Consider the following 23,388-nt stretch of genomic DNA (forward strand, 5'->3'; position numbering starts at 1 on the left):
CCTTCAGTGGTTCTCATTCTATTCATTACATATTCATCGCATGTACAAGTTCTATTGTCCCAATAATAAGGAGAAAAGCAAAGCTCCAAAACAAAATGTGTTTGAACATGTTATCTTCCCCGCTTTTTTTTCTTCCTTTCTTCCCTTATACATATCATAAACAAACATTGTGGGATAAAAATGAAAAGAATATGTGAAATTATGAAAATGCGGCCTGAGTGTGTTAAAACTAGTATAATGACGTTGAAAGGATGTGAACTGCCTTGTCATACACCATTTATCTAGTTGAAGATGAGGATAACCTGAATGAACTGCTCACAAAATATTTAGAGAATGAAGGCTGGAACATTACATCTTTCACAAAAGGCGAAGAAGCCAGAAAGCAGATGCAGCCGTCTCCCCACCTGTGGATTCTTGACATCATGCTGCCGGATACGGACGGCTATACATTGATAAAAGAAATAAAAGAAAAAGATCCCGATGTGCCGGTCATTTTCATTTCCGCCCGGGATGCCGATATTGACAGAGTTCTCGGGTTAGAGCTTGGAAGCAATGATTATATCGCCAAGCCTTTTTTGCCGAGAGAGCTCATTATACGGGTTCAGAAACTGCTGGAGCTTGTATATAAAGAACAGCCCGCTCCCAAAAAAACCGGCCTCACCGTTTCCACCTACAATGTGATCGAAGATGCCAGAGAGGTTTATGATGAAACCGGCAGCCTGGTCAATTTGACGTCTAAGGAATTTGATCTGCTGCTTTTATTTCTTCACCATAAAGGACACCCCTTTTCCAGGGAAGATATCCTGCTGAAAATATGGGGCCATGACTATTTCGGCACTGACCGGGTGGTCGATGATCTAGTACGGAGGCTGCGGAAAAAAATGCCCGGCTTAAAGGTTGAAACCATTTACGGATTCGGCTACAGGATGATGACGTCATGAAAAATAAGCCGCTTGCTTTTCAAATTTGGGTGGTCATCTCGGGTATCCTTTTAGCCATCTCGATTCTGCTGCTCGTGCTGTTCTCAAATACGCTGCGGGATTTTTTCACGGATGAAACGTACACGACCATTGAAAATGAACAGCATGTGCTGACGGAGTACCGGCTGCCCGGGTCGATCGAGCGGGGATATTACAGTGAGGACGCGACCGCTCCGACGACTTTCCGATCCGTTCAGCACGTTCTTTTGCCGGAGCGGGAGGAATCGGCAAGCGACAAAGATTTAAACTACTTTTCTTCTTCCTTTATCCATAAGGTGTACAAGCTCGCGGGCCGCCAGCACAGCGTCACGAAACGATACAGCGCGGACATTGGCGGGGAAAAAGTGTTTTTCGTCATTAAAAAAGGCCTCACCATTAACGGTCAGGATGCGATGATGCTGTCATATGCGCTTGATTCTTACCGTGATGATCTGTCATACACCCTGTTCAAGCAGCTGCTCTTTATCATTGCCGGCGTGATTTTGTTAAGCTGGATTCCGGCGATTTGGCTTGCCAAATATCTCTCGCGCCCGCTCGTCTCCTTAGAGAAGCATGTCAAACGGATTTCCGAACAGGACTGGGATGATCCGGTCATCGTCGACAGAAAAGATGAAATCGGAAAATTAGGCCACACCATTGAAGACATGCGGAGCAAGCTGGTGCAAAAGGATGAAACGGAAAGAACGCTCCTGCAAAATATCTCTCATGATTTAAAAACGCCTGTCATGGTGATAAGGGGCTATACTCAATCCATAAAGGACGGGATTTTTCCTAAGGGGGACCTGAAAAACACAATTGATGTCATTGAAGGCGAAGCAGAAAAGCTTGAGAAGAAAATTAAGGATTTATTATATTTAACGAAGCTTGATTATTTAATGAAGCAGCGGGTGCACCATGAGACATTTGACCTTGTGAAAGTCACGGAAGAAGTCATTGAGCGGCTCAAATGGGCCCGGAAGGAATTATCGTGGACCGTTGAAACAGAAGATGTATTGATGATGCCCGGTGATCCGGAACAATGGGGCAAGCTCCTCGAAAACATTCTTGAAAATCAAATCCGCTATGCGGAAACGGCGATTCACATTCAGATCAGCCAAAATCAGCAGCAGATTGTCATGACGGTTAAAAATGACGGGCCTCCGATTGAGGATGAGATGCTATCCAGCTTGTACGAGCCTTTTAATAAAGGGAAGAAAGGCGAGTTCGGCATAGGACTCAGCATCGTAAAACGGATTTTAACCCTGCATAAAGCATCAATTTCAATTGAAAATGACCAATCGGGTGTAATCTATCGGATTATCATACCAAAGTAGACTGTAGTGTTTCATTGCAGTCTTTTTTTATGTGAAGGAGTAGCCGTTAAAATCTCTGTAGTTTGTTTTCAGCGGTTTTCGGCATTGATGAACCCATTTCTTTTCACAAATAGTCTTTTTCGGATATTTCACCTTTTCGACTTTAATTCCTCTGTTTCGCAAGCGGCTGATCATTTCATCTAATTCTTTCATTTTCAGATTCACCCTTTCGCCAGAACTTTGACCATTCGGTCAGCTCACTATATAATATAAATAAAACAAAACAAAAAAACAAGTTACAATCAGGTTAAATTTACAGAATATCAATATGACCATATAGTCACACACGTGAAGCACAAGCCAGCCTCCTGGCTCCGAAAGGGTGGAACCATTGAAGGAAAAAGAAAAGCTGATTATTGAAGCAGCAATTAAACTATTTGCCCGAAAAGGGTACAAATCAACATCGGTTCAGGAAATCGCCGATGAATGCAAAATCTCAAAAGGCGCTTTTTATCTTCACTTTCCTTCCAAAGAAGCACTGCTTCTGTCCATGCTGAATTACTACTATGATAAAACGTTTACCCGAATCACGACGATCCAAACGGAGGGTGACAGCCCGAGAGCCGCTTATCAAAAACAGCTTGCGGTGTTTTATGAATCGATTCTCGCCCATAAAGATTTTATTACCGTGCAGATGAAAGACGGTTCACTTCCTTATACCGAAGAAGTGGCGCAGTGCGGAAAGAGAATCCGCCGGTCGATCCTGCAGTTTCATATCGACAGTCTTCTTGCTATTTACGGAGAAAAAGCCGAACCCTACACCGCCGAGCTTTGTTTTTTAATAGAAGGAATCAGTCAGATGTATCTTGAATATCTCATTCTGACCGGCCGGTCTGTACAGCCTGCGCTTCTCGCAAATACCGTGATTCACAGAATTGATGACATCGTAAACGGAATGGCGGACAGACATGATGAAGCGTTAATTTCTCTTGATGAGGCAAGCTCACTGTTTGGGCCCCTTCATAACGGGAAGCCCGATCCTTTAAGCCAATCAATCTTGCAGACCCTCCGTGCGCATATCAGCACGATGGACAAGCCGCAAGCATCTGAATACACCGAGAGCTTGGATATTCTTGAAGCGGAAATGAAGAAAAAGTCGCCGAAACCGGCAATCATCAAAGGAATGATTCTGAATTTGAAGGAATCCGACCTGCTGGCTGAAGATGCAGAACAGCTCAGATTTTTACTGAAACAACAGTTTATTTAGAAGAACGGCCGCAATGACTGCAGCCGTTCTTTCTGTTTATGCTTTCGGGTGCACCATATCTTCCGGACGCACCATTTCATTAAATTGTTCTTCTGTCAGAAGGTTCAGCTGTAATGCCGCTTCTTTCAGCGTCAGGCCTTCTTTATGGGCAAGCTTGGCGATTTTTGCGGCGTTTTCATAACCGATGTGCGGGTTAAGCGCCGTGACAAGCATTAATGAGTTAGAAAGGTTTTCCTGAATGGTTTCCTGGTTCGGCTCAATACCGACAGCGCATTTGTCATGGAAGGAATTCATTCCGTCACTGAGAAGCTGCACTGTCTGCAGGAAGTTATAAATGATAACCGGCTTGAAGACGTTCAGCTCGAAGTTTCCTTGGCTGGCCGCAAATCCGATTGTCGCGTCATTTCCCATCACTTGCGCGGCGATCATTGTCAGCGCCTCACTTTGCGTCGGGTTGACTTTGCCCGGCATGATAGAGCTTCCCGGCTCATTTTCAGGAATGACGATTTCGCCGATTCCGCAGCGCGGGCCGCTTGCCAGCCATCTGACATCGTTGGCAATCTTCATCAGGTCGGCAGCCAATGCTTTTAACGCGCCGTGAACGTGAGTGATTTCATCATGGCTTGTCAGCGCATGGAATTTGTTAGGCGAGCTTTTAAATGTCTGCCCCGTTACTTTTGTGATTTCTTCCGCGACGAATTCACCGAACTGCGGGTGGGCGTTGATTCCCGTACCGACTGCCGTGCCGCCGATCGCAAGCGCGCGGATTTTTTCCGTTGACTCAAGAATCATTTCTTTCGAACGGTCAAGCATGTATACCCAGCCGCTGATTTCCTGTCCGAGTGTCAGCGGAGTCGCGTCCTGCAAATGCGTGCGTCCGATTTTCACAATGTCTTGATACGCTTTCGCTTTTTCGTCAAGTGTCGCGCGCAGCTGATCAAGGGCCGGAACGAGCTGCTCATATACGGCAAGGACCGCCGCAACGTGCATCGCCGTCGGGAATGTATCGTTTGAGCTTTGGCTGCGGTTGACATCATCATTCGGATGAATCTTCAGATCAGAATTTTTTTCTTTCAATAAAGCAGCCGCGCGGTTGGCCACCACTTCGTTCATATTCATGTTGCTTTGTGTGCCGCTTCCCGTCTGCCAGACAACGAGCGGAAAGTTATCGTCGTATTTGCCGTTTAATACGTCATCACATACAGCGGCAATCGCCTGTGCTTTTTCAGACTCTAAATTGCCGAGGCGTTCGTTAGCGATCGCCGTGCTTCTTTTTAAAATTGCAAACGCCTTCACAACACGCTGAGGCATTTTTTCTGAACCGATTTTGAAGTTCTCTTTGCTGCGCTGTGTCTGAGCGCCCCAAAATTTATCTGCCGGAACTTTAACTTCTCCCATGGTGTCTTTTTCAATTCTGTAGTCCATTTATGTATCCCTCCATAACAGTTGCTTCACCCTGAGTATTATTCGCCAGTAACCGATGAAACCCTTTTTATTTTTCGGCCTTGGCCGTTTTTAATTTCAGCTCAAGATAGACGCGCGAATCCTTAGAGTATTTGTACTTCGGATTTGTTTTTCGGTATTCCTTCGACGTGTAAGCTACTTCGTAATGCGCTTCAAATGATTTGATGAGCTGCTCTATTTCTTCGGCATTTCCTGCCAGTCTGACTTGTGCCACATCTCTCCTCCGCTTTCATAAAAAAACTTGTACCATTAATTACTTTATCATAGTATATCATTTTTTTAACAGGAAAAGATAACCTCAATTAAGGAATGGAAGGCGGGTGACAGTTGATGGCGCAATCGGAATTCAAGGAATACATACACATAAACCTGGCTATGGTGCTGCCCCACCTAGAGCCGAACGATGACCTGGTTCAAAATAAAAAGATGCTTCCGAACGGGCTTGTTTTTTATTATATGTATCTGAGTGAAATGAACGATGAAGACAAAATAAAAGAAGCGATTGAAACGCTGCTGCAGGGAGAAGACACCCTGACGCTGGAGGCAGTGACGAAGCGTCTTGATCAGATTGACGCCCGTCCCGTCACTGCGGCGAAAGAAGCCGTCACTTCCATTCTGCGGGGGAAATGCGCCGTGTTTATTAACGGCCTTGACAACGTATACATTCTTTCCACGGGAAAAAGAGAAAAAAGAAGCGTGACAGAACCTACCTCCGAAAAGGTTGTAAGAGGGCCTAAGGTCGCTTTCATAGAGGATTCTGATACAAACGTCGCCATGATCAGGCAGCGGACGAACCATCCGAAGCTGAAAACGAAAAAGGTTCCGCTCGGAGAAAGCAAGTTAAAATACGCCACTGTCATGTACATAGATGATGAGGCTGACCCGTCTGTCGTCAGCGATGTTTTAAAACGCCTCAGCGAAGTGAAGCTGGACGACATTCAGGATTCGGGGACGCTTGAAGAGCTTATTGAGGATAATAAGTATTCGCCGTTTCCGCAAATACAAAATACGGAACGGCCTGATAAAGTCTCCTCCGCCTTGTTTAACGGCCGCGTCGCCATCCTTGTCGACAACTCACCGTTTGCGCTGGTGGTTCCGGCTACTTTAGGCATTTTAATGCAGTCTCCCGACGATTATTATGAACGGTGGATTTCCGCCTCGCTCATTCGGGCGCTGCGGTTTACGTCTATTTTTATCACGCTGTTTTTTTCAGCCATTTATATCGCCCTCGTCTCGTTTCACCAAGGGCTTCTGCCGACGCCGCTTGCAGTCACTATCTCGGCGAACAGAGAAAACGTTCCCTTCCAGCCCATCATTGAAGCGATGGTGATGGAAATTACGATAGAACTGCTGAGAGAGGCGGGTTTGAGGCTCCCTAACCCGCTCGGCCAGACGATCGGACTGGTGGGCGGAGTCGTCATCGGCCAGGCGGCCGTTGAAGCAAATATTGTCAGTTCCATCATGGTCATCGTGGTCAGCATTGTCGCGCTCGCTTCATTTACGGTGCCGCAGTACGGAATGGGGCTTTCATTCCGTGTGCTTCGTTTCATTTCAATGTTTGCTGCGGCAGCATTCGGGCTGTACGGCATGATTTTATTTATGCTGGCGATATACACTCATTTATCGAGACAGCGAAGCTTCGGTTCTCCGTATTTCTCGCCAAATGGGTTTTTCAGCTTAAAAAACGCAAGACACTCCATTCTCCGTCTCCCTATTAAAAATCAACCAAAAGAGGCGAAAAACGTAAATGAGCCAGAAAACAACTCACAATAAACTTACAAACTATCAAGGGACGGCATTGATTGCCAACACGATGCTCGGTGCGGGGCTCCTCACCATGCCCCGGTCGCTGTCAGCAAGGGCAAATTCGCCGGACGGCTGGATCACATTATGTCTGGAAGGCGTCATCTTTATTTTATTGATTTATCTCAATACGCTCATTATGAAAAAACATCAGTATGGATCGTTTTTTGATTATATGAATGAAGGTCTCGGCAAATGGGCGGGAAATATCGTCAACCTGGCGATCTGTCTCTATTTTATAGGAGTCGCCAGCTTTGAAGCCCGGGCGATGGCGGAAATGGTCAAGTTCTTTTTATTGGAAAGAACGCCCGTGCCGGTCACGCTGTTTATCTTTATCGCCTGTTCCGTTTATTTGATTATCGGCGGCATGAATGATATCGGCAGGCTCTTTCCTTTTTATTTGACGTTTACGATTATTATTTTGCTGGTGCTGTTTTCCTTCAGTTTTAAAATATTTGATATAGACAACCTGCAGCCGGTGCTCGGTCAGGGATTTTCTCCCGTTATGGCTTCTTTGACCGTCATTTCTGTTTCCTTCTTGGGCATTGAAATTATGCTGTTTCTCCCCAAGCACCTTAAAAATAAACAGCATATGTTCCGCATGTCGGCCATGGGCTTTGGCATCCCGATTATTTTATACATCATTACCTACGTGCTCGTCGTCGGCGCCTTAACCACCCAGGATGTCAAAACAATGATCTGGCCTACGATCGCGCTCTTTCAATCATTTGAAATCAAAGGGCTTTTTATCGAACGGTTCGAGTCCTTTTTACTTGCTGTCTGGATTATCCAATTTTTCGCCACCTATGTATCGTACGGATATTTCGCGACATCAGGCCTTCATAAAATTTTCGGGCTGAAGCAGAAAAAAGGCATCATCTTCGTAGGGATTGCGACATTCTTAGGGTCATTGATGCCAAAGGACGCCAACAAGCTGATGATGTTCAGTGATATTCTCGGCTATATCTTCTTAGGTTTCTTTTTGCTGCCTTTACTGATGTTTGCAGTCGTCGCTGTGAAAAGGAAGGTGAAAAAAGCGCAATGAAGAAATACATCGTAATCTTTCTTTGCTCATTGCTTTTGACGGGATGCTGGGACAGCCGTAATATAGAAGACTTGAGCCTCGTTATCGGAGTCGGGCTCGATAAACCTGAGGAAGAAAACGTGGAAGTGACGCAGCAGATTCTGATCCCGCAAAAAGCAAGTTCCCAGCAGTCGACATCAAGCAATCCGACAAAGGTGACTTCCACTTCCGGGGAAACCGTTCACCAAGCCTTAAGGACGGCATCGTTAAAAAACCATCCCTCTTTCTCCCAGCACTTGCGCATCATGCTGTTTTCCGAAGCGCTGTTAAAGGGCAACATCCCGTTTGACGCATTAATGAACCAGTTTGTCAGAGACAGCGGAACGAGAAGAAGCTGCAATGTGATGACGGTGCCGGATAAAACGAAAGATATTTTCAATGTCACCGACCAGGGGGAGCCTGCGTCAAATACCATCTATGACTTAACGGAAAATAATTCCGTCACCATACGGATGATGGAACCTGTGACATTAGGGGATATATCCGAGAAAATCGCCCAGAACGAGACCTTTGTCCTGCCTCAAGTGCGCAAAGTGGGCAGCAGGCTGGAAATCTGGGGCGCAACCATTATAAAAAATAAATTCTGGTATGCAAATTTAACGCCTTTACAAGTCCAGAATATGAACCTGTTCACAGGCACGGTAAAGGGAGGCGTCACGTTTGCAAAGCATGACAATTATTATTTATCCTTCGAGGTATTTTCCAGCAAATATGATGTGAAAACACAATACAAAAACGGGAAATTCAAGTTTATCGTCACCCGGTTTGTTGAAGGCCGCCTGTCTGAGGATTGGAACCCGAAAGAAGATTCCTTCAAGGAGTCCTATATAAATGAAATCAAAAACGCGGTAAAACGAAGCATCCATTCTGATGTCATGACATTTATCGATTATCTGCAGCATGATTTAAAAGTGGATATTACCGGGTTAGGCGATCAGGTCCGTATTCATTACCCCGATAAATGGCAAAAGGTGGCCTCTGACTGGGACCGTCATTTCAGTGAATCAGATATTGAATACAAAGTCAAAGTCGCCGTCAGAGATTTCGGAACAAAAGGAATGTCCCAATGACCTGTCCTGCGGGGAGAGTGTGCATAGCGCCGCTCTCCATTTTTTATTTCACGAGATGATTGCGGTGGGCATATACGGCGGCCTGCGTGCGGTCACTGACATCAAGCTTTGACAATATATTCGTGATGTGGGTTTTCACCGTTTTAATCGTTATGAACAGCTCGTCCCCAATCTCTTTATTCGTCTTGCCTTCCGCGACGAGACAGAGGATTTCCAGTTCTCTCTTTGTCAGCGTTTCATGCGGAAACTGATTCTCTGAATGGCGCAGCCTTGACAGCACTTTTCCCGCCACCTTCGATTCAAGCTTCGGTTCGCCCTTGGCAGCCGCTCTGATGGCTTCGGCTATTTCCGCCGCCTTGGACGTTTTCAGCAAATAGCTGAGCGCTCCCGCTTCGATTACCGGATACACTTTATCGTCATCAATAAAGCTCGTCAGCACGATGATTTTCGGGTCATCGAGTTTGGCGCAGATCTGTTTTGTCGCTTCGATGCCGTCCATGCCGTCCATGACAAGATCCATTAAAATCACATCCGGCAAAAGCGCGGCGGCCAGATCGACACCCTGCTGTCCGTCTGATGCTTCACCGGCGACTTCAATGTCCGGCTGTGCTTCTAAAAACGCGGCCAGACCCATCCTGACCATTTCATGATCATCAATCAGTAACACTCGAATCACTGTCGTTCTCTCCTTTTGTTTTCTGGTAAATCGGGACTTTCACGTCGATCTGCGTGCCTTTTCCCTTCACGGAGATAATTTCCGCTATGCCGCCGATTTCGCTCGCTCTTTCCTTGATGGAATGCAGACCGTAAGAGGACGCTTTGACTTGATCCATTGTAAAACCCGCCCCGTTATCAATGACTTTAAGCTGAAGTTTTTGATGTTTCGCGCCGAGTCTGACAGTGACCTTGGTCGCCTTTGAATGCCTGAAAACGTTGGAAAGCGCCTCTTGTACGATTCGGAACAGATGGTCTTCAACGCCTTTTGACACACCCGTGTCGCTGATATTCCAAACAATATCAAGCGGCTGCTTCGCTTTGAACTCTTTTAACAGCTCAATCAGCCCTTCTTTCAAGCCTTTTCCTTCTAAGGTGACGGGCCGCAGATGCAATAGCAACGCCCGCATTTCGTTTTGCGCTTCCCCCGCCATATGTTCAACCATGCGAATCCGTTTGACGATTTTGTCATCCGCATCTTTCACCTGCTCTAAGACGGCGGATGTCATCATAGAGATGGCAAAGAGCTGCTGGCTGACGGCATCGTGCAGATCGCGCGCCAGCCGCTGGCGTTCTTCAGTGATGACCGATTTTTTCATTTGATCCTGCCATTCCGCCCGCTCGTTGGAAAGCTTTTGCAGCGATGTGACCTGCAGCTCGACCCGCTTGGCCATTTCGTTGAGCTGGTCTGCCGCCAGACCGATTTCATCATCACCGAGCGGCGGCACCCGATAAGCGAAATTGCCGTTTTCAAACTTCAAAACTGCTTCAATCATTGTATCCATTCTTGTTTTCAGACGGCCGCCGTATACATAACCGGAAATCAGTCCGGCTGAAAGGGACGCCAAAAGCAGGATGACCACAAACGGAATACCGAACCAGCCGGAAGAAAACAAAAGCATCGGATCAAGCCCGTAATACAGCAGCATCAGCGCAATAAACACCGCGCATAGGAGCAGACTGAGCCCCGCGGTCATCCGCATGGCGCGCCACTGAATATTGGCGAGTAATTTTTTCCTCATAAATACTTCACATCCACATCGCCGATGAATAGAGAAATTGATATTTTAATCCGCCGCGGCGAGTCGCCGTACTCAGAAGACACTTTATACAGATTCGTGCTCATGCCGCTTTTCTTAGAGCCGAGCAGGTTCATATCGCCGATAAAAGCTGATGAACTGACGGACACTTCGATATCGGACGGGACGTACACATCAACATTGCCGATGACGCCGCTGATTGTCATCGTGCTTTCTCCTTCAGGTATCATCGCCTTTGAGAGATCAATTTTCACATCACCGATAAATCCGGAAACATTTAAATCATTCAGCTCAAACGGGTCCTTCATCATGCGCAGCTCGCCGATAAAAAAGCTCCGGAGATCCGGCTGTCTGCTTTCCGGCTGTACGGCAGGCTTTGGCTGCTCTTCTTTTTCAAGGCTGATTTTCTTTTCTTTATGCTCAAATACGCGCTTTCCTTTCAGGAGCCTGTAGCCCGCGTAAATGAGAAAGGCGGCGAAGGCATAGCCGAACAGGCTGAAGGTGGCGCTGAACAGGTTTCTCAAAAATAAAAAAGCGGCAAAGATATACAGGACGGAGCCGAGCCAGCCGCGGGAGTATTTATTAAAAATATAGCCTGTGATCAGAAAAAAGAGCGGCCAAAACAGGAAGTCGCCGATGCCGATAATACGTAAAAACATGCTGACGCCTAATAAGGCGATGATAAGTCCGAGAATCTGTTTTTTTGCCATGTCAGCTGCTTGCCCCTCCTTTTCCTTGTCTATTGCAGTGCAATATTGCCGCTCGTCACTTTTATATCTATCGGCCTGACGCCGCTGCCTTTCATGCCGGTGAAGGTCCCGCCTTCCTTACTCGTTTTCTCAAAGGAATAGGACGGCTGAATCCTTCCGCTTGCCGTTTCGGCGTTTACTGTAAAATTCCCGTCTTTCGGCAGGCTGATGGCTGCGCTGCCGCTCGCAAGCCTGACGGATACGGGAGCGTTCGCCGTCTCAAGCGAGGCGTCGACACTGCCGGAAGCGACCCTCACGTCAAGGGCTCCCGTCACATGATGAAGCCCGGTATGTCCTGAGGATGAGCGGACTTCCGCCGTTTCAGCCGCAAGATCGGCTGCTTCGAGATCGCCCGACAGCCCTTTCGCTTTAAACACATCCGTCTTCACATGCTTCAGCGATATGTTCCCGCTTACAGAACGGACGCCGAAATGCGCAAGAGACAGCCCCTTGTTTCCGTCAACGGAAATACTTCCGCCTGATGTTTGGACGGTGATGTCCTGATGATACTCATACGGGATGCGGACAATCAGCAGAGGACGCTGAAAGAGATTCAAAAATTGGAATCCTTTCTCCTTCGCTTTGAGATTGAGGGTTTTCCCCCTGCTTTGGACAAACATTTTCCCCGCCGGTCCGGTCATGTTTGCCGCGATGTCATTCCGCTCTTCCGCAATGATTTTCACATCCGTCTGTTCCGACGAAACGGACAGGCTTTTGACGGCATGAGGCGGCACGCTTGCCGATACCGATTCTGTTTCGTACAGCAGAAACAAACGCCCGGCAAACACTTCTTTCACCAAAAACAGACAGCAGATCAGAACGGACGCCGCCATCAGCCCTTTGGCAATCTTACGCTTCATTACGTTCCATCCTTTTTCATTCATTTTATTATAAAGGAAAAGCCGGATAATTGATACGTGCGTATAGGGAAGAGGCGTAAAAACGCCGACCTTCCCTTGTGCACATTATTCATGAGCCGCTTTTTGATGCTCTGCTTTTTCCAGAGAAAGCGAGCGCATTTTTTCAAGCTCAGCTTCGACCTCGTCCGAATATTGCGAGCGGCTGTGTTCTGTATTCGCCTCAGCCGAAGTGCCGTATTTGACGCGGACTTCCATTTCTTCAATGCGGTTTTCCATTCGGAGAAACTCTCTGTAGGCGCTTTCGCTGTCAATCTTGTCAAAAGAAGCGTTCATATGTTCCTTCACTTTTGCCGCGTTGGCGCGGGCGATGAGCGCCTGTTTTTTATCCTTTACGTCGCGAAGACGCGTTTCCAGGGTTTCCAGCTGTTCTTTCAGCTCGGCCAGCTGTGTTTTCGCCTGCTCGTACGCTTTTTCATGTTCGGCCGCTTTTCCCTCAAGGTATTTCATTTCAGTCAGAGCCTTTTTCGCAAGCTCCTCTTCCCCGGCGTCAAAGGCAAGCTGAGCCTGATTTTTCCGCTTTGCCGCCGTTTCGGAAGCGTCCTCCTGTTTTTTCTTAAACTGATGGACGATCGTGTGCTGTTTGACAATCGTTTGTTTCGCCTTGGCGATGTCACTTTCCATATCACGCACATATTGATTCAGCATAACTTTCGGATTTTCTAGTTTATCAAGCCCTTCGTTAACAGATGCGACGAACATATCTCTTATTCTTTTTAAGACCATTTTGTCTTCCTCCTTATTTTTTCTTCAAAAATTCTTCCCATTCAGAGTCAAAGCCTGATTGATAGCCCGGTGATGACGCTTCCGGTTCATACTGGCGGGAAGCGGTGTCTGAGCCGCCCTGCTTCATCATCTTCCAGCCGAAATACACCATAGCGCCAGCCAGCCCGATAGCAACGATAAATGGAAGAGAGCCGACAAGAATCATAGCTCCGATGACGCTTGCGATGATACCGGACACCGCCCGGCCTTTTGAAAAACGTTTGATTCCCCAGTAAAGCATCAGGCCTCCGATCGCCAGCGGGATGATAAACGCGAAGTGGCCTCCTCCGAAAAAGACAGAAAGTCCGAACACAATCAGCAGAAAGCCGCCTGCCGTTTTTATATTTATATTCATGCAGATCCTCCTTTCGATTTCCTTGTCTTTACTATAAACAAATCCCGCGGCCGGCAAAACGAGTCAGAGATTGATTTTCATATCAGACCGGAGTCGTATAAGCCCCCCGACCCTAACATCAAAAAAACGCCGCTGCACCGGACGGCGCAGGGCGTTTTACAAGAATGCTATATTCTGATGCTCGCTTCTTTTTCCTTGATGAGATCAGTGCGTTCCGCTTTGGCAAGCTTCGTAAAGAACAATATCCCGAGACCTGACAGGACTTCAACGAGACCGCCGGCGGCAATGACTTTTCCGGGCCCGAAGGCGTTAGCCGCATATCCGCAAAGAACCGCACCGAGCGGAATGGATATGTTGGAGATCATATGGATGACGGCATAGACCTGCGGCTGATCATCATGATCCACAGACGTTTGAATGATGGTATACTCCGGCACATTTATGGCGCTGACGGCGGAACCGAACGCAAACGCCGCAAGGAAGACGAGCGGCAGAAACGTGTTGATGCCGGTGATGAAAAATGCCGCCCCTTCTATGATTCCCGCTGACACAAACAGGAGACCGTATTTGTTCACCTTCACCTTAGCCAAAATAAAACCCATTAAAAAGGCTCCGCCCGTGCCTGTCGCTTTCAGAAGCGAGTAAATGATCGGCGGCATATGTAAATCTTCAGCGACGTAAACGGCGGAAAGCGCCTCCCACGGAGCGGCCGCAAAGTTCATGAAAATACAATAGATGGCGAGCGGGTATAAAATCTGGTGTTTTCGGACGAGCACAAAACCCCGTTTAAGCCTTCCGAAATACGTCCCGCGCTGTCTGACGGCGGCGGTATCCTGTTTGTCACGCTGAACTTGGTATGACATAAAGAGTACGAGAAAACCTGATAGAAGATAGAATATAAGTGCGATAAACAAAGAATAAGCGGGACTGATAAATGTTAAAAACACTCCGCTCAGCGTAACGGCGGCAAGCCTGACGATCTGGCCTGATGACTGGATGACCGCATTCGCTTTCTGCAGGCTGTTTTCTCCGACAATATTGGGGATTAAAGAGATAGATGCAGGATTATAAGCGGCTCCGGTGGCTGAATGCACAATCATGAGAAGCATCACAAACCATAAAGGAGAAAAACCGTTAAAATAACAGACCGGAATGATTAACACGACCGCCGCGCGCGTGAGGTCTGAAAAATACATCCAGAATTTCAGCGTATGCTGCTTCATAAAAGGCCCGGTAATCGGCGCCAGCATCGCCTCCGGAAGGAACGTAACCGCAATTAACAGCGCCGTGCCGATCGCCCCTTCACCGTCAAAAATCAAAAACCAGAGAATGGAATTAAAGGCAAAACCGTCTCCCGACAATTTAACAAGCCTTGAGATAAACAGAAAGGTGAAATTTTTATTCCAGATGCTCTCGCTCTTATGATTTGTATCCATCTATCAAATCCCCCATTTTTTTACATGTTTCTTATAATATCTCATTTTTAAATTTTTCAGTCAATAATGCATAAGATACATTTTCCTTCTGGCAATAAGGGTTCAATTGATGGATATCGCCGTTAAAAACAGCCGGCTTCCTCTCGCCGGCTGAATCAAAACGTTATTCATCTTCACGGAATACTGCGGCGCTTCTTTCATACTCTATATCTTTCACGCCATGTCTTGCGTTGACTGCTCTTGCCGCCGCGAAAAAATAATCAGACAGGCGGTTCAAGTAACGCATCACCGTGTCATTTATCTCTTCTGTTTTGCCAAGTTTCACGATGAGACGCTCCGCCCGTCTTGTGACAGTCCGCGCGATGTGAAGCTGAGCAGCCGCCTTATGCCCGCCCGGAAGAATAAATTTTTCAAGCGGAGGCGCTTCAGCGGTATAACGATCTATGCAGTCTTCCAGTACGGTAATAGATTTCTCTCTTAATGTATAGCTCTTATTCTCAGTGACAGTCGCCAAGTCGCCGCCGCAGTCAAACAGCTCGTGCTGAATATTTCGAAGTTCGGCTTTCAGATCACCGCAATTCTCACAATCAGCAAGCTCCGCAAGCGCAAGCCCGATAAAGCTGTTCAGCTCATCGATCGTCCCGTAGCTTTCAACCCGCAGACTGTCTTTATCCGTTCTGCCGCCGATCAGGCTTGTCTGTCCTTTATCGCCGGTTTTCGTATACAGCTTCATCGTTTTGTTCCTCCTTCTTCCGCCGCTTTTACACATGCCGCGGTTCCTCTTCTCACAGCTTTTTCCGCATGGCGGACGTCCATTACCTTTCCTGTCTGCAAGGCACAAATGACAATGTCGCCGTTTGCCTGTCTGCCGGAAAGAGCCTGCATTCTCGCTTCCGCCGCTGCCGTTAACAGACGTACAAAGCCTTGTTCAGATAAGCGGCCGCTGATGAGTGCCCAAACGGTGTGCCTGGCGGTCACGGCAATCGTTATCGAATCAAACGTCCGGCAGACAAAACCAGCCGCCGCTGAGCCGGTAAGCCGGCGGCTCCACGAAAAGCCTGAGCCGTCAGATGCGGTTGACAACATTCTGAACGGACGGTCTGTCTGAAGCTTTACGGTATTTCCGCTTTTGTTTATCAAAGAGGCGAACGAAGCGCTGACAGACTCTCTTTCCTCCCGCACTTCCGGCATGAAGGCGATCAGCGGTTTCGGTGACGCTTTTTGGCCGACAGCACTGACGGTGATGCCGTAAATGTCTTCAATCGTTTCTTTTTTCAAAGCCTGATCCGGCGTCTGCTTCGAAAAAGCACGTCCGTCTTTCATCATGAGGAGCTGATCACAGTATTGTCCTGCAGCGTTGAGGTCGTGAAAAATACTGATGACCGTCAGGCCGCTTTCTCTCGTCAGCCGCTTCACCGTATCAAGCAGGTCTTTTTGATATTTGAGATCAAGAAATGTCGTCGGCTCATCCAGACACAGCACCTCAGGCTGCTGAGCCAGCGCCTGCGCCAGAAAGACGCGCTGCCGCTCCCCGCCGCTCAGATTGCGGACGGATTGCTGCGCATATCGGTCGATGCCGGTCATTTCCATCGCTTCCCGGACAATGTCTTCGTCATGTTGATCCATCTGTCTGAAGAGTCCTTTTTGATACGGGTATCTGCCGAAAGACACCGTTTCCTTCACGGTAAATGAAAAGGCTTGCTCCGTATGCTGCGGCAAAACAGCCATGATTTTCGCAAGCTCCCGCGGCTTGTATCTGCTCACTGGCCTGCCTGCGACAAGCACCTCGCCTTTTGACGGAGAAAGCATCCCCGTCAGCAATTTCATCAGCGTTGTTTTTCCTGAGCCGTTCGGACCGAGTATGCCGACAAATTCACCCTTTCCGGCGGTAAAGCTGACATCCTCTACAATCATCCGGCCTCCGTACCCGCCGGACAGGCCGCTCACCCTGATCATAAGCGTTTCCCTCCATGATGCTGGCGAAGCAGAATCAAGGCAAATACAGGCGCTCCCGCCAAAGCCGTCATAATGCCGATCGGCAATTCGACAGGTTCAATGACGGTGCGGGAAAACAAATCAGCCAAAATGAGAAAACCGGCGCCCGTCAATGCTGACAGCGGGAGTAAATGGCGATGATCCGTTCCCCATAAAAGCCGTGTCACATGGGGAATGACAAGGCCGACAAATCCGATTGTCCCCGATACGGCAACCGCTCCCCCCGTCAGCAGAGATCCGGCAGCGATCATCAGCCATTTTCTTTTTTCCGTACTGACGCCTAACAGCCTTGCCTTTTCTTCTCCATAAGTCATAATGTTTAATTCTCTGCCATTGATAAGCAGAAGCGCCGTCCCGGCCAGAAAAAAAGGCAGAAACAGCGCGACATAGCCCCAGCCTCTCATTGACACGCTTCCTAACAGCCAGCGGACAATCGGGAGCAGGTCATTTCCCGTTAAGGCGATCACAAGCGAAATGAGAGCTCCGAGAAAAGAATTCATAATGATGCCTGTCAAAATGAGCGTCGAAACAGACATCGACGCATGAACGAGACGGCTGAAAAACAGAACCGCCGCCATGACCGCAATGGCTGCGGCGATGCTGACAACCGGAAGTGTGAATCGGCCGATGACGGGAATCTGGAGGCCGAAAAACAAGGTGATCACGGCTCCCGCCGAAGCTCCCGAAGACACCCCGAGTGTATAAGGGTCGGCGAGCGGATTTTTCAGAAGTCCCTGAAACGCCGCTCCCGCAATGGATAATGCGGCTCCGACAAGGGCGGCCAGAACGACTCTCGGCAGGCGGATATTCATCATAATATTGACATACATAGGGTCAGCCGAGGATGTCCGGCCGACCCCGATCCAAAAAACGTCGGATAAAGGAATATGCAGACTGCCGATTGAAATGCCAAGCGCCGCACAAACGGCTAAAAACAGCAGGCTGGCCGCGTAAGCCAGCGGCCGGTTACTTTTTAAACGTTTCAGGATAAACGCTTTCCGCAAGCTTCTCGACCCCTTTTACAAGGCGCGGGCCTGAGCGTGTGACAAGGTCAGGATCAACAGAATAGACGTTGTGGTGTTTGACCGCATTGACGGCACCCCAGCCGGCGCGTTTTTCCACTTCAGCGGCCTTTACGCCGTCTGTCGTAATGATGACGTCCGGATTCATTTTGACAATCGCTTCATCCGTCAGCTGCACCCAGCCGGTCTGGCTGCCGGCGGCGTTTTTCGCATGTATATCTTCAAGCATTTCGTTCATAAACGTGCCCTTTCCCGTTGTATAGCCGTCAGGAGAAACCTCGACGAATACTTTCTTTTCATCTTTTTCAGAAATCGCCGCCGCTTTCTTTTCTATGCCGGAAAGGTCGGATTTCATCTTTTTAATCAGCTTGTCCGCCTGCTTTTCTTTGCCGGCTGCTTTTCCGATCATACTGATTGATTTGTACACATCTTGGAACGATTGCGCATCATTGACCGTTAAGACGGTGATGCCCGCATCTTTTAACTGCTTCATCGCATCGGCGGAAGCGGACATTGAGGACGCGTGGGCCAGCACGAGATCCGGCTTCAGCGCGATGACTTTCTCAGCGTTTACATTCATATCTCCGACTTTCGGTTTTTTTACAGCTTCTTTCGGATATGTATCATTTGTCGTGACGCCTGCGATCTTATCTCCCAGTCCGAGCGCGTATGTAATTTCCGTATTGCTCGGCATGAGGGAGACAATTTTTTCCGGCGCCTGCTTCATGGTTACTTTGTCATTTGCGGCATCCTTGATGGTTACCGGGAATGCCTCGGTTGAAACGGCTTTTTGTTTTGCCGGGTTTCCTTCTTCTTGCGCGCCGGAACAGCCGGCGGTCACAACGGCGGTGACAAAGAGCGCCGCCCAGACGGCAGTGATCTTCTTCATTCTTTTAACTCCCCCTGATTATGGTAAACGATTGTCTTCTTGACATTCGTATCCTTTTTTCGCAGTAATTATACTATAAGTCTTGAAGGCTTGTATATCCGGCCTTTTTTGCATGAAAGCAAATGATTCGTAAACACTAAAATTCATCATGTATACTGTTACACAATCGAGTAAAAAGGAGGATCATCATGGAATTACAGCTTGAACGAAAACTCGTGTTAATCACAGGATCAACTTCCGGCATCGGAAAAGCCGCGGCAAAAAGCTTTTTAACTGAAGGCGCTGAGGTGATTGTAAACGGAAGAAAAAAAGAAACCGTTGAACGGACGGTTGAGGAGCTTTCCGCTTACGGAACGGTTCACGGCATCGCCGCAGATTTATCGCGTCAGGAGGAGGCCGATGATTTGATCAAGCGCGCCGCCGGAATCGGGGAAGTCGATATTCTCGTTAATAACCTCGGTTTTTTCGAAGTAAAGGACTTCGCGGATGTATCTGATGACGAATGGACCCGGTATTTTGAAGTGAATGTCATGAGCGCTGTGCGCCTGTGCCGGCGTTTTCTGCCGCAAATGCTTGAAAGAAACAGCGGACGGATTTTGAACATTTCCAGTGAAGCCGGTGTCAAACCGCTTGCGCAAATGATTCCGTATTCAATGACGAAAACGGCGTTAATCAGCTTGTCCCGGGGAATGGCGGAAATGACAAAAGGCACGAATGTCACGGTAAACTCCGTGCTGCCGGGACCGACATGGACCGAAGGCGTCGCTTCTTACATGGAAGGAGCCGCAAAGGCCGCCGGAGAAGATACGGACAGCTTCGTCCGGGATTATTTTAAAGTGAATGAACCGACATCTTTGATCCAACGCTATGCGACCCCGGAAGAAGTCGCCAATACGATTGTATTTCTCGCTTCAGCTGCGGCATCTGCCATTAACGGCACCGCACAGCGGGTTGAAGGCGGCATCATCCGTTCCATTTAACACAAAAAAAGCCCGGCACAATGGGACCATTCCCATATGCCAGGGCTTTTTTACATGAGGCCTGCAAACGGAACCGGCTCCCAGCCGCCTGTCTCAAGCTCTGCGGAAAACAGGCCGCCCGCATGCGGCTGTTCAAGTCTTTCGGCTTCCGTCAATTTTTCCGTCGCGGTCGTAATGTATAATGTGTTGAGCTCCCTTCCTCCGAACGCACAGCAGGTGACGTATTTTGCGGGAACTTCAATAGATGCAATTTCCTTATGCGAAAACGGGTCAATCCGGACGGCACGGCCGCCTCCGAACAGAGCCACCCACAGCATTCCGTCCCGGTCAATGGTCATCCCGTCGGGAGATCCTTGCGACTCCGGAAAGCGGTAGACTGTTTTCGGATCTGATACGGCTCCGGTTTTAGGATCGTATGCATAACAGACGATTTCCTGCGTCGGAGTATCAATATAGTACATCAGGTTTCGGTCCCGATCCCAATCCAAACCGTTCGAAGTGGAGACCTGGTCTTTTATTTTGGCAAGGCTGCCGTCCGTATTCAGACGGTACAGAGAAGCCTCCTCTTCTTTGCCTTCCATGCTCGTCGTCCCCGCCCATAATCTTCCGGACGGATCGCATTTTGCGTCATTGAAACGGATATCTTCCCGCATGTCTTTCGGCTGCTTCATCTTCGTCAATGTGTCTTCCCGGAGATTGTACAGGTAAAATCCGTCTTTCATCGTCATCACCAGCTCTTCCTTTGAATACAAGGCCAGAGCCGTGACAAATGATTTGAATTTAACGGAACGGTTGATTCCGTCAGCCGGAGTAAAAATATGGAGCTGGCTGCCCAGTATATCTACCCAGTACAGGCATTGCTTGTCCTTATCCCACAAAGGGCCTTCTCCTATAACTGCTCTCGTATCTGCTCGTAATGCTGCTTCCATGTGTGAACACCTCTTCTTTTGCTTGTCAGTCTTCTATATGTTATTCCCGACAAAGCGGCGTCCAAACTCAATCTTTTTTAAAAAGAATCGTAATCACCGTTCCGGCGCTGATTCTGCTGTTGACATGAATGGTTCCGTTATGGAGGTGAACCAGCTCCTTGGCAATGGCGAGCCCGAGCCCAGTTCCTTCTGACGGCCCCTTCGTATTCGTTCCCCGGTAATAACGGTTAAACAGCTGGTGAATCGTTTCGTCGTCCATTCCTCTTCCGTTATCTTTCACCTTCAGAATGAGCTGTTCTGCTGATTCCTCAAGCACGACCCGAATGGCGGTCCCTTTCTTATTATGCTTTACCGCGTTTGCCAGCAGATTCTCCAGAATACGGCGGAACCATGCTTCATCAATGGCGAAAAGAATATCTTCCTTTTTGGTTTCAAAGGCGATGTCATAGCCTTCCGAGAACGTGTTTTTCGTGAAATCGTTCGTGACGTTTCTGATAAACGGAACGACGTTGATCAGACGCCGTTCGATCGGGAGGGCGGCGTTTTTCAGACGGTATGTCAAGTTCAAGTCCTCAATCAGCTTCGACATATATTCTGATTTTTCCCGGACGATCTGCCCCATTTCTTTGACTTCTTCCGGGGTCCAATCGTATTGCTTCGATTCAAGCATCATGCTGTAGCCGTAAATCGTGCTCAGCGGGGTTTTCAAGTCATGGCTCAGCCCGGCGATCCACTCTTCCCTTGTCGCCTGGATTTTTTCTCTGTTTTTCTTATCCCGCTTCAGCGTGTCCGTCAGCTGATCCATTGATTCGAAAATCTCGGCGAAAAAGCGGAACGGCTGCTTTGTTTTGCCTTTTTTGTTTTTGCTGACCGGCTGTCCTTTGCGGTTCTTCGGCTCTTCAAGCCGGCCCTTTGATAAATTGACGAGCCATTTGATGGTATGAAACAGCGGCCAGCCGAAACGGAAAGAGTACCAGATGGTCAGGATGCAGATCATCAATACTAAGATTCCGATCAAGAGGAAGAGGGTTTTCATCACATTTCTCAGAAATGACTTGTTAAACTCATGATCGGGAATGTACACGGGATTCGGCACAGACGCGACCATCCATTTCGTTTTATCGAGTCTTTTAAAAGAAATTTCCCGCTTGTAATTCCACGGTTTGGAATTGTATTTCAGCAATTCAAGCTCATTGACGGTGTTCCGCTCTTTTTTGGTGCTGTTGATATCCCCGAGCAGTCTGCCGCTGTCTTCGAGAAGGTAGACCGCCCCTTTTTCCCGTTTAATATAATCAACCGTGCTTTTTTTATATTGAGAAAGAGAAGCGAGGGATGGCTCCTGGGACTCGATGTAAGTGAGAAGCTGCTCACTGGCGGATTTCCAGCCGAACAGAATCAGATAGGTCTCATCATTAATCGTGACCGTCCAGTAGTTCAGCTTATAGTTGTCAAAATTCCGGTACTGATAAATGGATAAGAGATCTTTTCTGCTGTAATGGCTCGGGACGTCTTTCGGCACTCTGTACGCGTAGTCCGTTTTTTCTTTGTCATTAATGATCTGCAGCCAGCCCTTCTGCTTTCTGACCGACATCTTTAAAAATTCATCGACATCCCATGTGCCGTCTTCGTTTTTATCAAGCCACGCTTCAAACGAGTCTGCCGTCGCTTTAGTAAGTCCCGCATTGGCTTCCGCTTCGCTGAAACGCCAATCCAAATAGAAGAAAGAAGCGACGGCCAAAACGGACATCAGCAGGATGACCAGCAGCAGCTGACCGAAAAAGTGAAGCAGAAATTTTCCGCGCATTCTCATGAGCGGGTTCCTTTTTCTCCTTGATCGGGAATAAACCGATAACCGAGGCCGCGCACCGTTACAATATAGGACGGATTGCTGGGGTCTTTTTCAATCTTTTCTCTGAGCTTGCGGATGTGAACCATGACGGTGTTGTTGTCGCCGTAAGACGGATAGCCCCACACTTTTTCATAGATCTGATCTTTCGAGAGCACCACATCAGGATGTTCACAGAAATATTGAAGCAATTGCAGAAGCTGTGCGGAGCAGCTGACGGGCTCGCCCCCGACGATCAGCTCGGCGTTTTGCGGCGAATAGGAAAAATGGCTGTATGAGTACGTTTTTACCGCCGTTTTCTCTTCGCGCTTATAGGTTCTCTTCAATGTCGCCCTGATCCGCGCCGCCAATTCCAGCGGATTAAACGGCTTTGTTATATAATCGTCAGCTCCCAATGCAAATCCTGACAGCTTATCCGCATCAGACGACCGGGCAGTCAGAAAAAAGATCGGAGCGTCGGTATAGTTCCGGATTTCGGCGCATGCCTCAAAACCGGACATGCCTTCCATCATCACATCCAGCACGAGCAGATCCGCTGTCTCATGTTTAACAAACTCAATCGCTTCCTCTGCGCTGCCTGCCGTCTTAATGTTGTGATAGCCTTCTTTGACGAGAACGCGCTTGACCATATCAACGATCGCCTTCTCATCGTCTACAATTAAAATTGACGCATTTTCCACCTTGGACGTTCCTTTCTCTTTGTTTTTTTCATCATATCATTATATGGATAAGATTTGGTACTTTTTTAGTGCGGAGGTCTTGCGGGGAAACAGAAAAGAAAAACGAGACCG

The 23,388-nt window shown here is 48.1% G+C and carries 24 protein-coding genes; 7 read left to right on the plus strand and 17 right to left on the minus strand.

The features are described from left to right. Positions 1-263 precede the first annotated feature (263 nt). A complete protein-coding gene (gene cssR / locus ACXN9U_RS15235; protein WP_016937981.1) occupies positions 264-941 on the plus strand; it encodes a two-component system response regulator CssR in 678 nt (225 codons plus the stop codon). Then, a complete protein-coding gene (gene cssS / locus ACXN9U_RS15240; protein WP_060964314.1) occupies positions 938-2,293 on the plus strand; it encodes a two-component system sensor histidine kinase CssS in 1,356 nt (451 codons plus the stop codon). The genes cssR and cssS overlap by 4 nt, the downstream gene beginning before the upstream one ends. A 27-nt stretch (positions 2,294-2,320) precedes the next feature. Here the strand turns inward: cssS and spxO are convergent, their stop codons facing one another. Further along, a complete protein-coding gene (gene spxO, locus ACXN9U_RS15245; protein WP_101605372.1) occupies positions 2,321-2,485 on the minus strand; it encodes an anti-adapter protein SpxO in 165 nt (54 codons plus the stop codon). 178 nt (positions 2,486-2,663) lie between these two features. Between spxO and ACXN9U_RS15250 the strand changes: the two genes are divergently transcribed. After that, entirely contained in the window at positions 2,664-3,539 is an 876-nt protein-coding gene (locus ACXN9U_RS15250) for a TetR/AcrR family transcriptional regulator (RefSeq protein ID WP_060964313.1), read from the plus strand. A 36-nt stretch (positions 3,540-3,575) separates the two neighbouring features. Here ACXN9U_RS15250 and fumC read toward each other — a convergent pair whose 3' ends face one another. Together fumC and ACXN9U_RS15260 are read right to left on the minus strand one after the other, a co-directional pair. Beyond that, positions 3,576-4,964, minus strand: coding sequence for a class II fumarate hydratase (gene fumC / locus ACXN9U_RS15255; RefSeq protein WP_489201856.1), 1,389 nt, complete (start codon positions 4,962-4,964; stop codon positions 3,576-3,578). A 67-nt stretch (positions 4,965-5,031) separates the two neighbouring features. Then, a complete protein-coding gene (locus ACXN9U_RS15260; protein ID WP_003151806.1) occupies positions 5,032-5,217 on the minus strand; it encodes a YvzF family protein in 186 nt (61 codons plus the stop codon). A 116-nt stretch (positions 5,218-5,333) separates the two neighbouring features. Between ACXN9U_RS15260 and gerAA the strand changes: the two genes are divergently transcribed. Genes gerAA through ACXN9U_RS15275 form a run of 3 tightly spaced genes read left to right on the plus strand, consistent with a single transcriptional unit; the run spans position 5,334 to position 8,960 of the window. After that, positions 5,334-6,776 (plus strand): spore germination receptor protein GerAA, encoded by a 1,443-nt coding sequence (gene gerAA / locus ACXN9U_RS15265; protein ID WP_159354720.1) that lies wholly within the window; start codon positions 5,334-5,336, stop codon positions 6,774-6,776. Beyond that, positions 6,751-7,851 (plus strand): spore germination protein, encoded by a 1,101-nt coding sequence (locus tag ACXN9U_RS15270; RefSeq protein ID WP_060964310.1) that lies wholly within the window; start codon positions 6,751-6,753, stop codon positions 7,849-7,851. Before gerAA ends, ACXN9U_RS15270 begins: the two co-directional genes overlap by 26 nt. Next, the gene (locus ACXN9U_RS15275) at positions 7,848-8,960 is read left to right on the plus strand and encodes a Ger(x)C family spore germination protein (protein WP_159354563.1); all 1,113 of its coding nucleotides are present in this window, start codon (positions 7,848-7,850) and stop codon (positions 8,958-8,960) included. Before ACXN9U_RS15270 ends, ACXN9U_RS15275 begins: the two co-directional genes overlap by 4 nt. Positions 8,961-9,003: 43 nt before the next feature. Here the strand turns inward: ACXN9U_RS15275 and liaR are convergent, their stop codons facing one another. The 11 genes from liaR to ACXN9U_RS15330 form a co-directional block, all read right to left on the minus strand. Then, positions 9,004-9,636 carry a two-component system response regulator LiaR gene (liaR, locus tag ACXN9U_RS15280; RefSeq protein ID WP_060964308.1) on the minus strand — a complete coding sequence of 211 codons (633 nt, stop codon included), beginning with the start codon at positions 9,634-9,636 and terminating at the stop codon, positions 9,004-9,006. Continuing rightward, entirely contained in the window at positions 9,614-10,696 is a 1,083-nt protein-coding gene (gene liaS / locus ACXN9U_RS15285) for a two-component system sensor histidine kinase LiaS (protein WP_489201857.1), read from the minus strand. The genes liaR and liaS overlap by 23 nt, the downstream gene beginning before the upstream one ends. Next, the gene (gene liaF / locus ACXN9U_RS15290; RefSeq protein WP_016937971.1) at positions 10,693-11,424 is read right to left on the minus strand and encodes a cell wall-active antibiotics response protein LiaF; all 732 of its coding nucleotides are present in this window, start codon (positions 11,422-11,424) and stop codon (positions 10,693-10,695) included. The genes liaS and liaF overlap by 4 nt, the downstream gene beginning before the upstream one ends. Positions 11,425-11,453: 29 nt before the next feature. Next, complete coding sequence (liaG, locus tag ACXN9U_RS15295; RefSeq protein ID WP_489201858.1) at positions 11,454-12,323, minus strand: LiaG family protein; 870 nt, start codon at positions 12,321-12,323, stop codon at positions 11,454-11,456. Between the two features lie 105 nt (positions 12,324-12,428). Continuing rightward, entirely contained in the window at positions 12,429-13,106 is a 678-nt protein-coding gene (liaH, locus tag ACXN9U_RS15300; protein WP_489201859.1) for a stress responsive protein LiaH, read from the minus strand. Positions 13,107-13,119: 13 nt separating this feature from the next. Beyond that, a complete protein-coding gene (locus ACXN9U_RS15305; protein ID WP_438420615.1) occupies positions 13,120-13,500 on the minus strand; it encodes a protein liaI in 381 nt (126 codons plus the stop codon). Positions 13,501-13,667: 167 nt separating this feature from the next. Further along, positions 13,668-14,936, minus strand: a complete 1,269-nt coding sequence (locus tag ACXN9U_RS15310; protein ID WP_438420616.1) for an MFS transporter — start codon at positions 14,934-14,936, stop codon at positions 13,668-13,670. 163 nt (positions 14,937-15,099) lie between these two features. Continuing rightward, entirely contained in the window at positions 15,100-15,669 is a 570-nt protein-coding gene (locus ACXN9U_RS15315) for a cob(I)yrinic acid a,c-diamide adenosyltransferase (RefSeq protein WP_489201860.1), read from the minus strand. Next, the gene (locus ACXN9U_RS15320; RefSeq protein WP_489201861.1) at positions 15,666-16,892 is read right to left on the minus strand and encodes an ABC transporter ATP-binding protein; all 1,227 of its coding nucleotides are present in this window, start codon (positions 16,890-16,892) and stop codon (positions 15,666-15,668) included. Before ACXN9U_RS15320 ends, ACXN9U_RS15315 begins: the two co-directional genes overlap by 4 nt. Then, positions 16,889-17,935, minus strand: a complete 1,047-nt coding sequence (locus tag ACXN9U_RS15325; RefSeq protein WP_489201862.1) for a FecCD family ABC transporter permease — start codon at positions 17,933-17,935, stop codon at positions 16,889-16,891. Before ACXN9U_RS15325 ends, ACXN9U_RS15320 begins: the two co-directional genes overlap by 4 nt. Beyond that, positions 17,898-18,842 carry an ABC transporter substrate-binding protein gene (locus tag ACXN9U_RS15330; RefSeq protein ID WP_060964299.1) on the minus strand — a complete coding sequence of 315 codons (945 nt, stop codon included), beginning with the start codon at positions 18,840-18,842 and terminating at the stop codon, positions 17,898-17,900. The genes ACXN9U_RS15325 and ACXN9U_RS15330 overlap by 38 nt, the downstream gene beginning before the upstream one ends. A gap of 188 nt (positions 18,843-19,030) precedes the next feature. On the opposite strand from ACXN9U_RS15330, the gene ACXN9U_RS15335 reads away from it, so the two are divergent. Next, entirely contained in the window at positions 19,031-19,822 is a 792-nt protein-coding gene (locus tag ACXN9U_RS15335) for an SDR family NAD(P)-dependent oxidoreductase (protein WP_016937962.1), read from the plus strand. A gap of 50 nt (positions 19,823-19,872) precedes the next feature. Here ACXN9U_RS15335 and ACXN9U_RS15340 read toward each other — a convergent pair whose 3' ends face one another. The 3 genes from ACXN9U_RS15340 to ACXN9U_RS15350 all read right to left on the minus strand — a co-directional run bounded on the left by ACXN9U_RS15340 (position 19,873) and on the right by ACXN9U_RS15350 (position 23,277). Further along, positions 19,873-20,751, minus strand: coding sequence for an SMP-30/gluconolactonase/LRE family protein (locus ACXN9U_RS15340; protein WP_060964298.1), 879 nt, complete (start codon positions 20,749-20,751; stop codon positions 19,873-19,875). A gap of 67 nt (positions 20,752-20,818) precedes the next feature. Further along, complete coding sequence (locus ACXN9U_RS15345) at positions 20,819-22,561, minus strand: HAMP domain-containing sensor histidine kinase (protein ID WP_060964297.1); 1,743 nt, start codon at positions 22,559-22,561, stop codon at positions 20,819-20,821. Next, positions 22,558-23,277: a response regulator transcription factor gene (locus tag ACXN9U_RS15350; RefSeq protein ID WP_060964296.1), complete on the minus strand. Its 720-nt coding sequence runs from the start codon at positions 23,275-23,277 to the stop codon at positions 22,558-22,560. Before ACXN9U_RS15350 ends, ACXN9U_RS15345 begins: the two co-directional genes overlap by 4 nt. Between the last annotated feature and the right edge of the window lie 111 nt (positions 23,278-23,388).

It is taken from the genome of Bacillus sp. BACIII, from assembly GCF_057836745.1.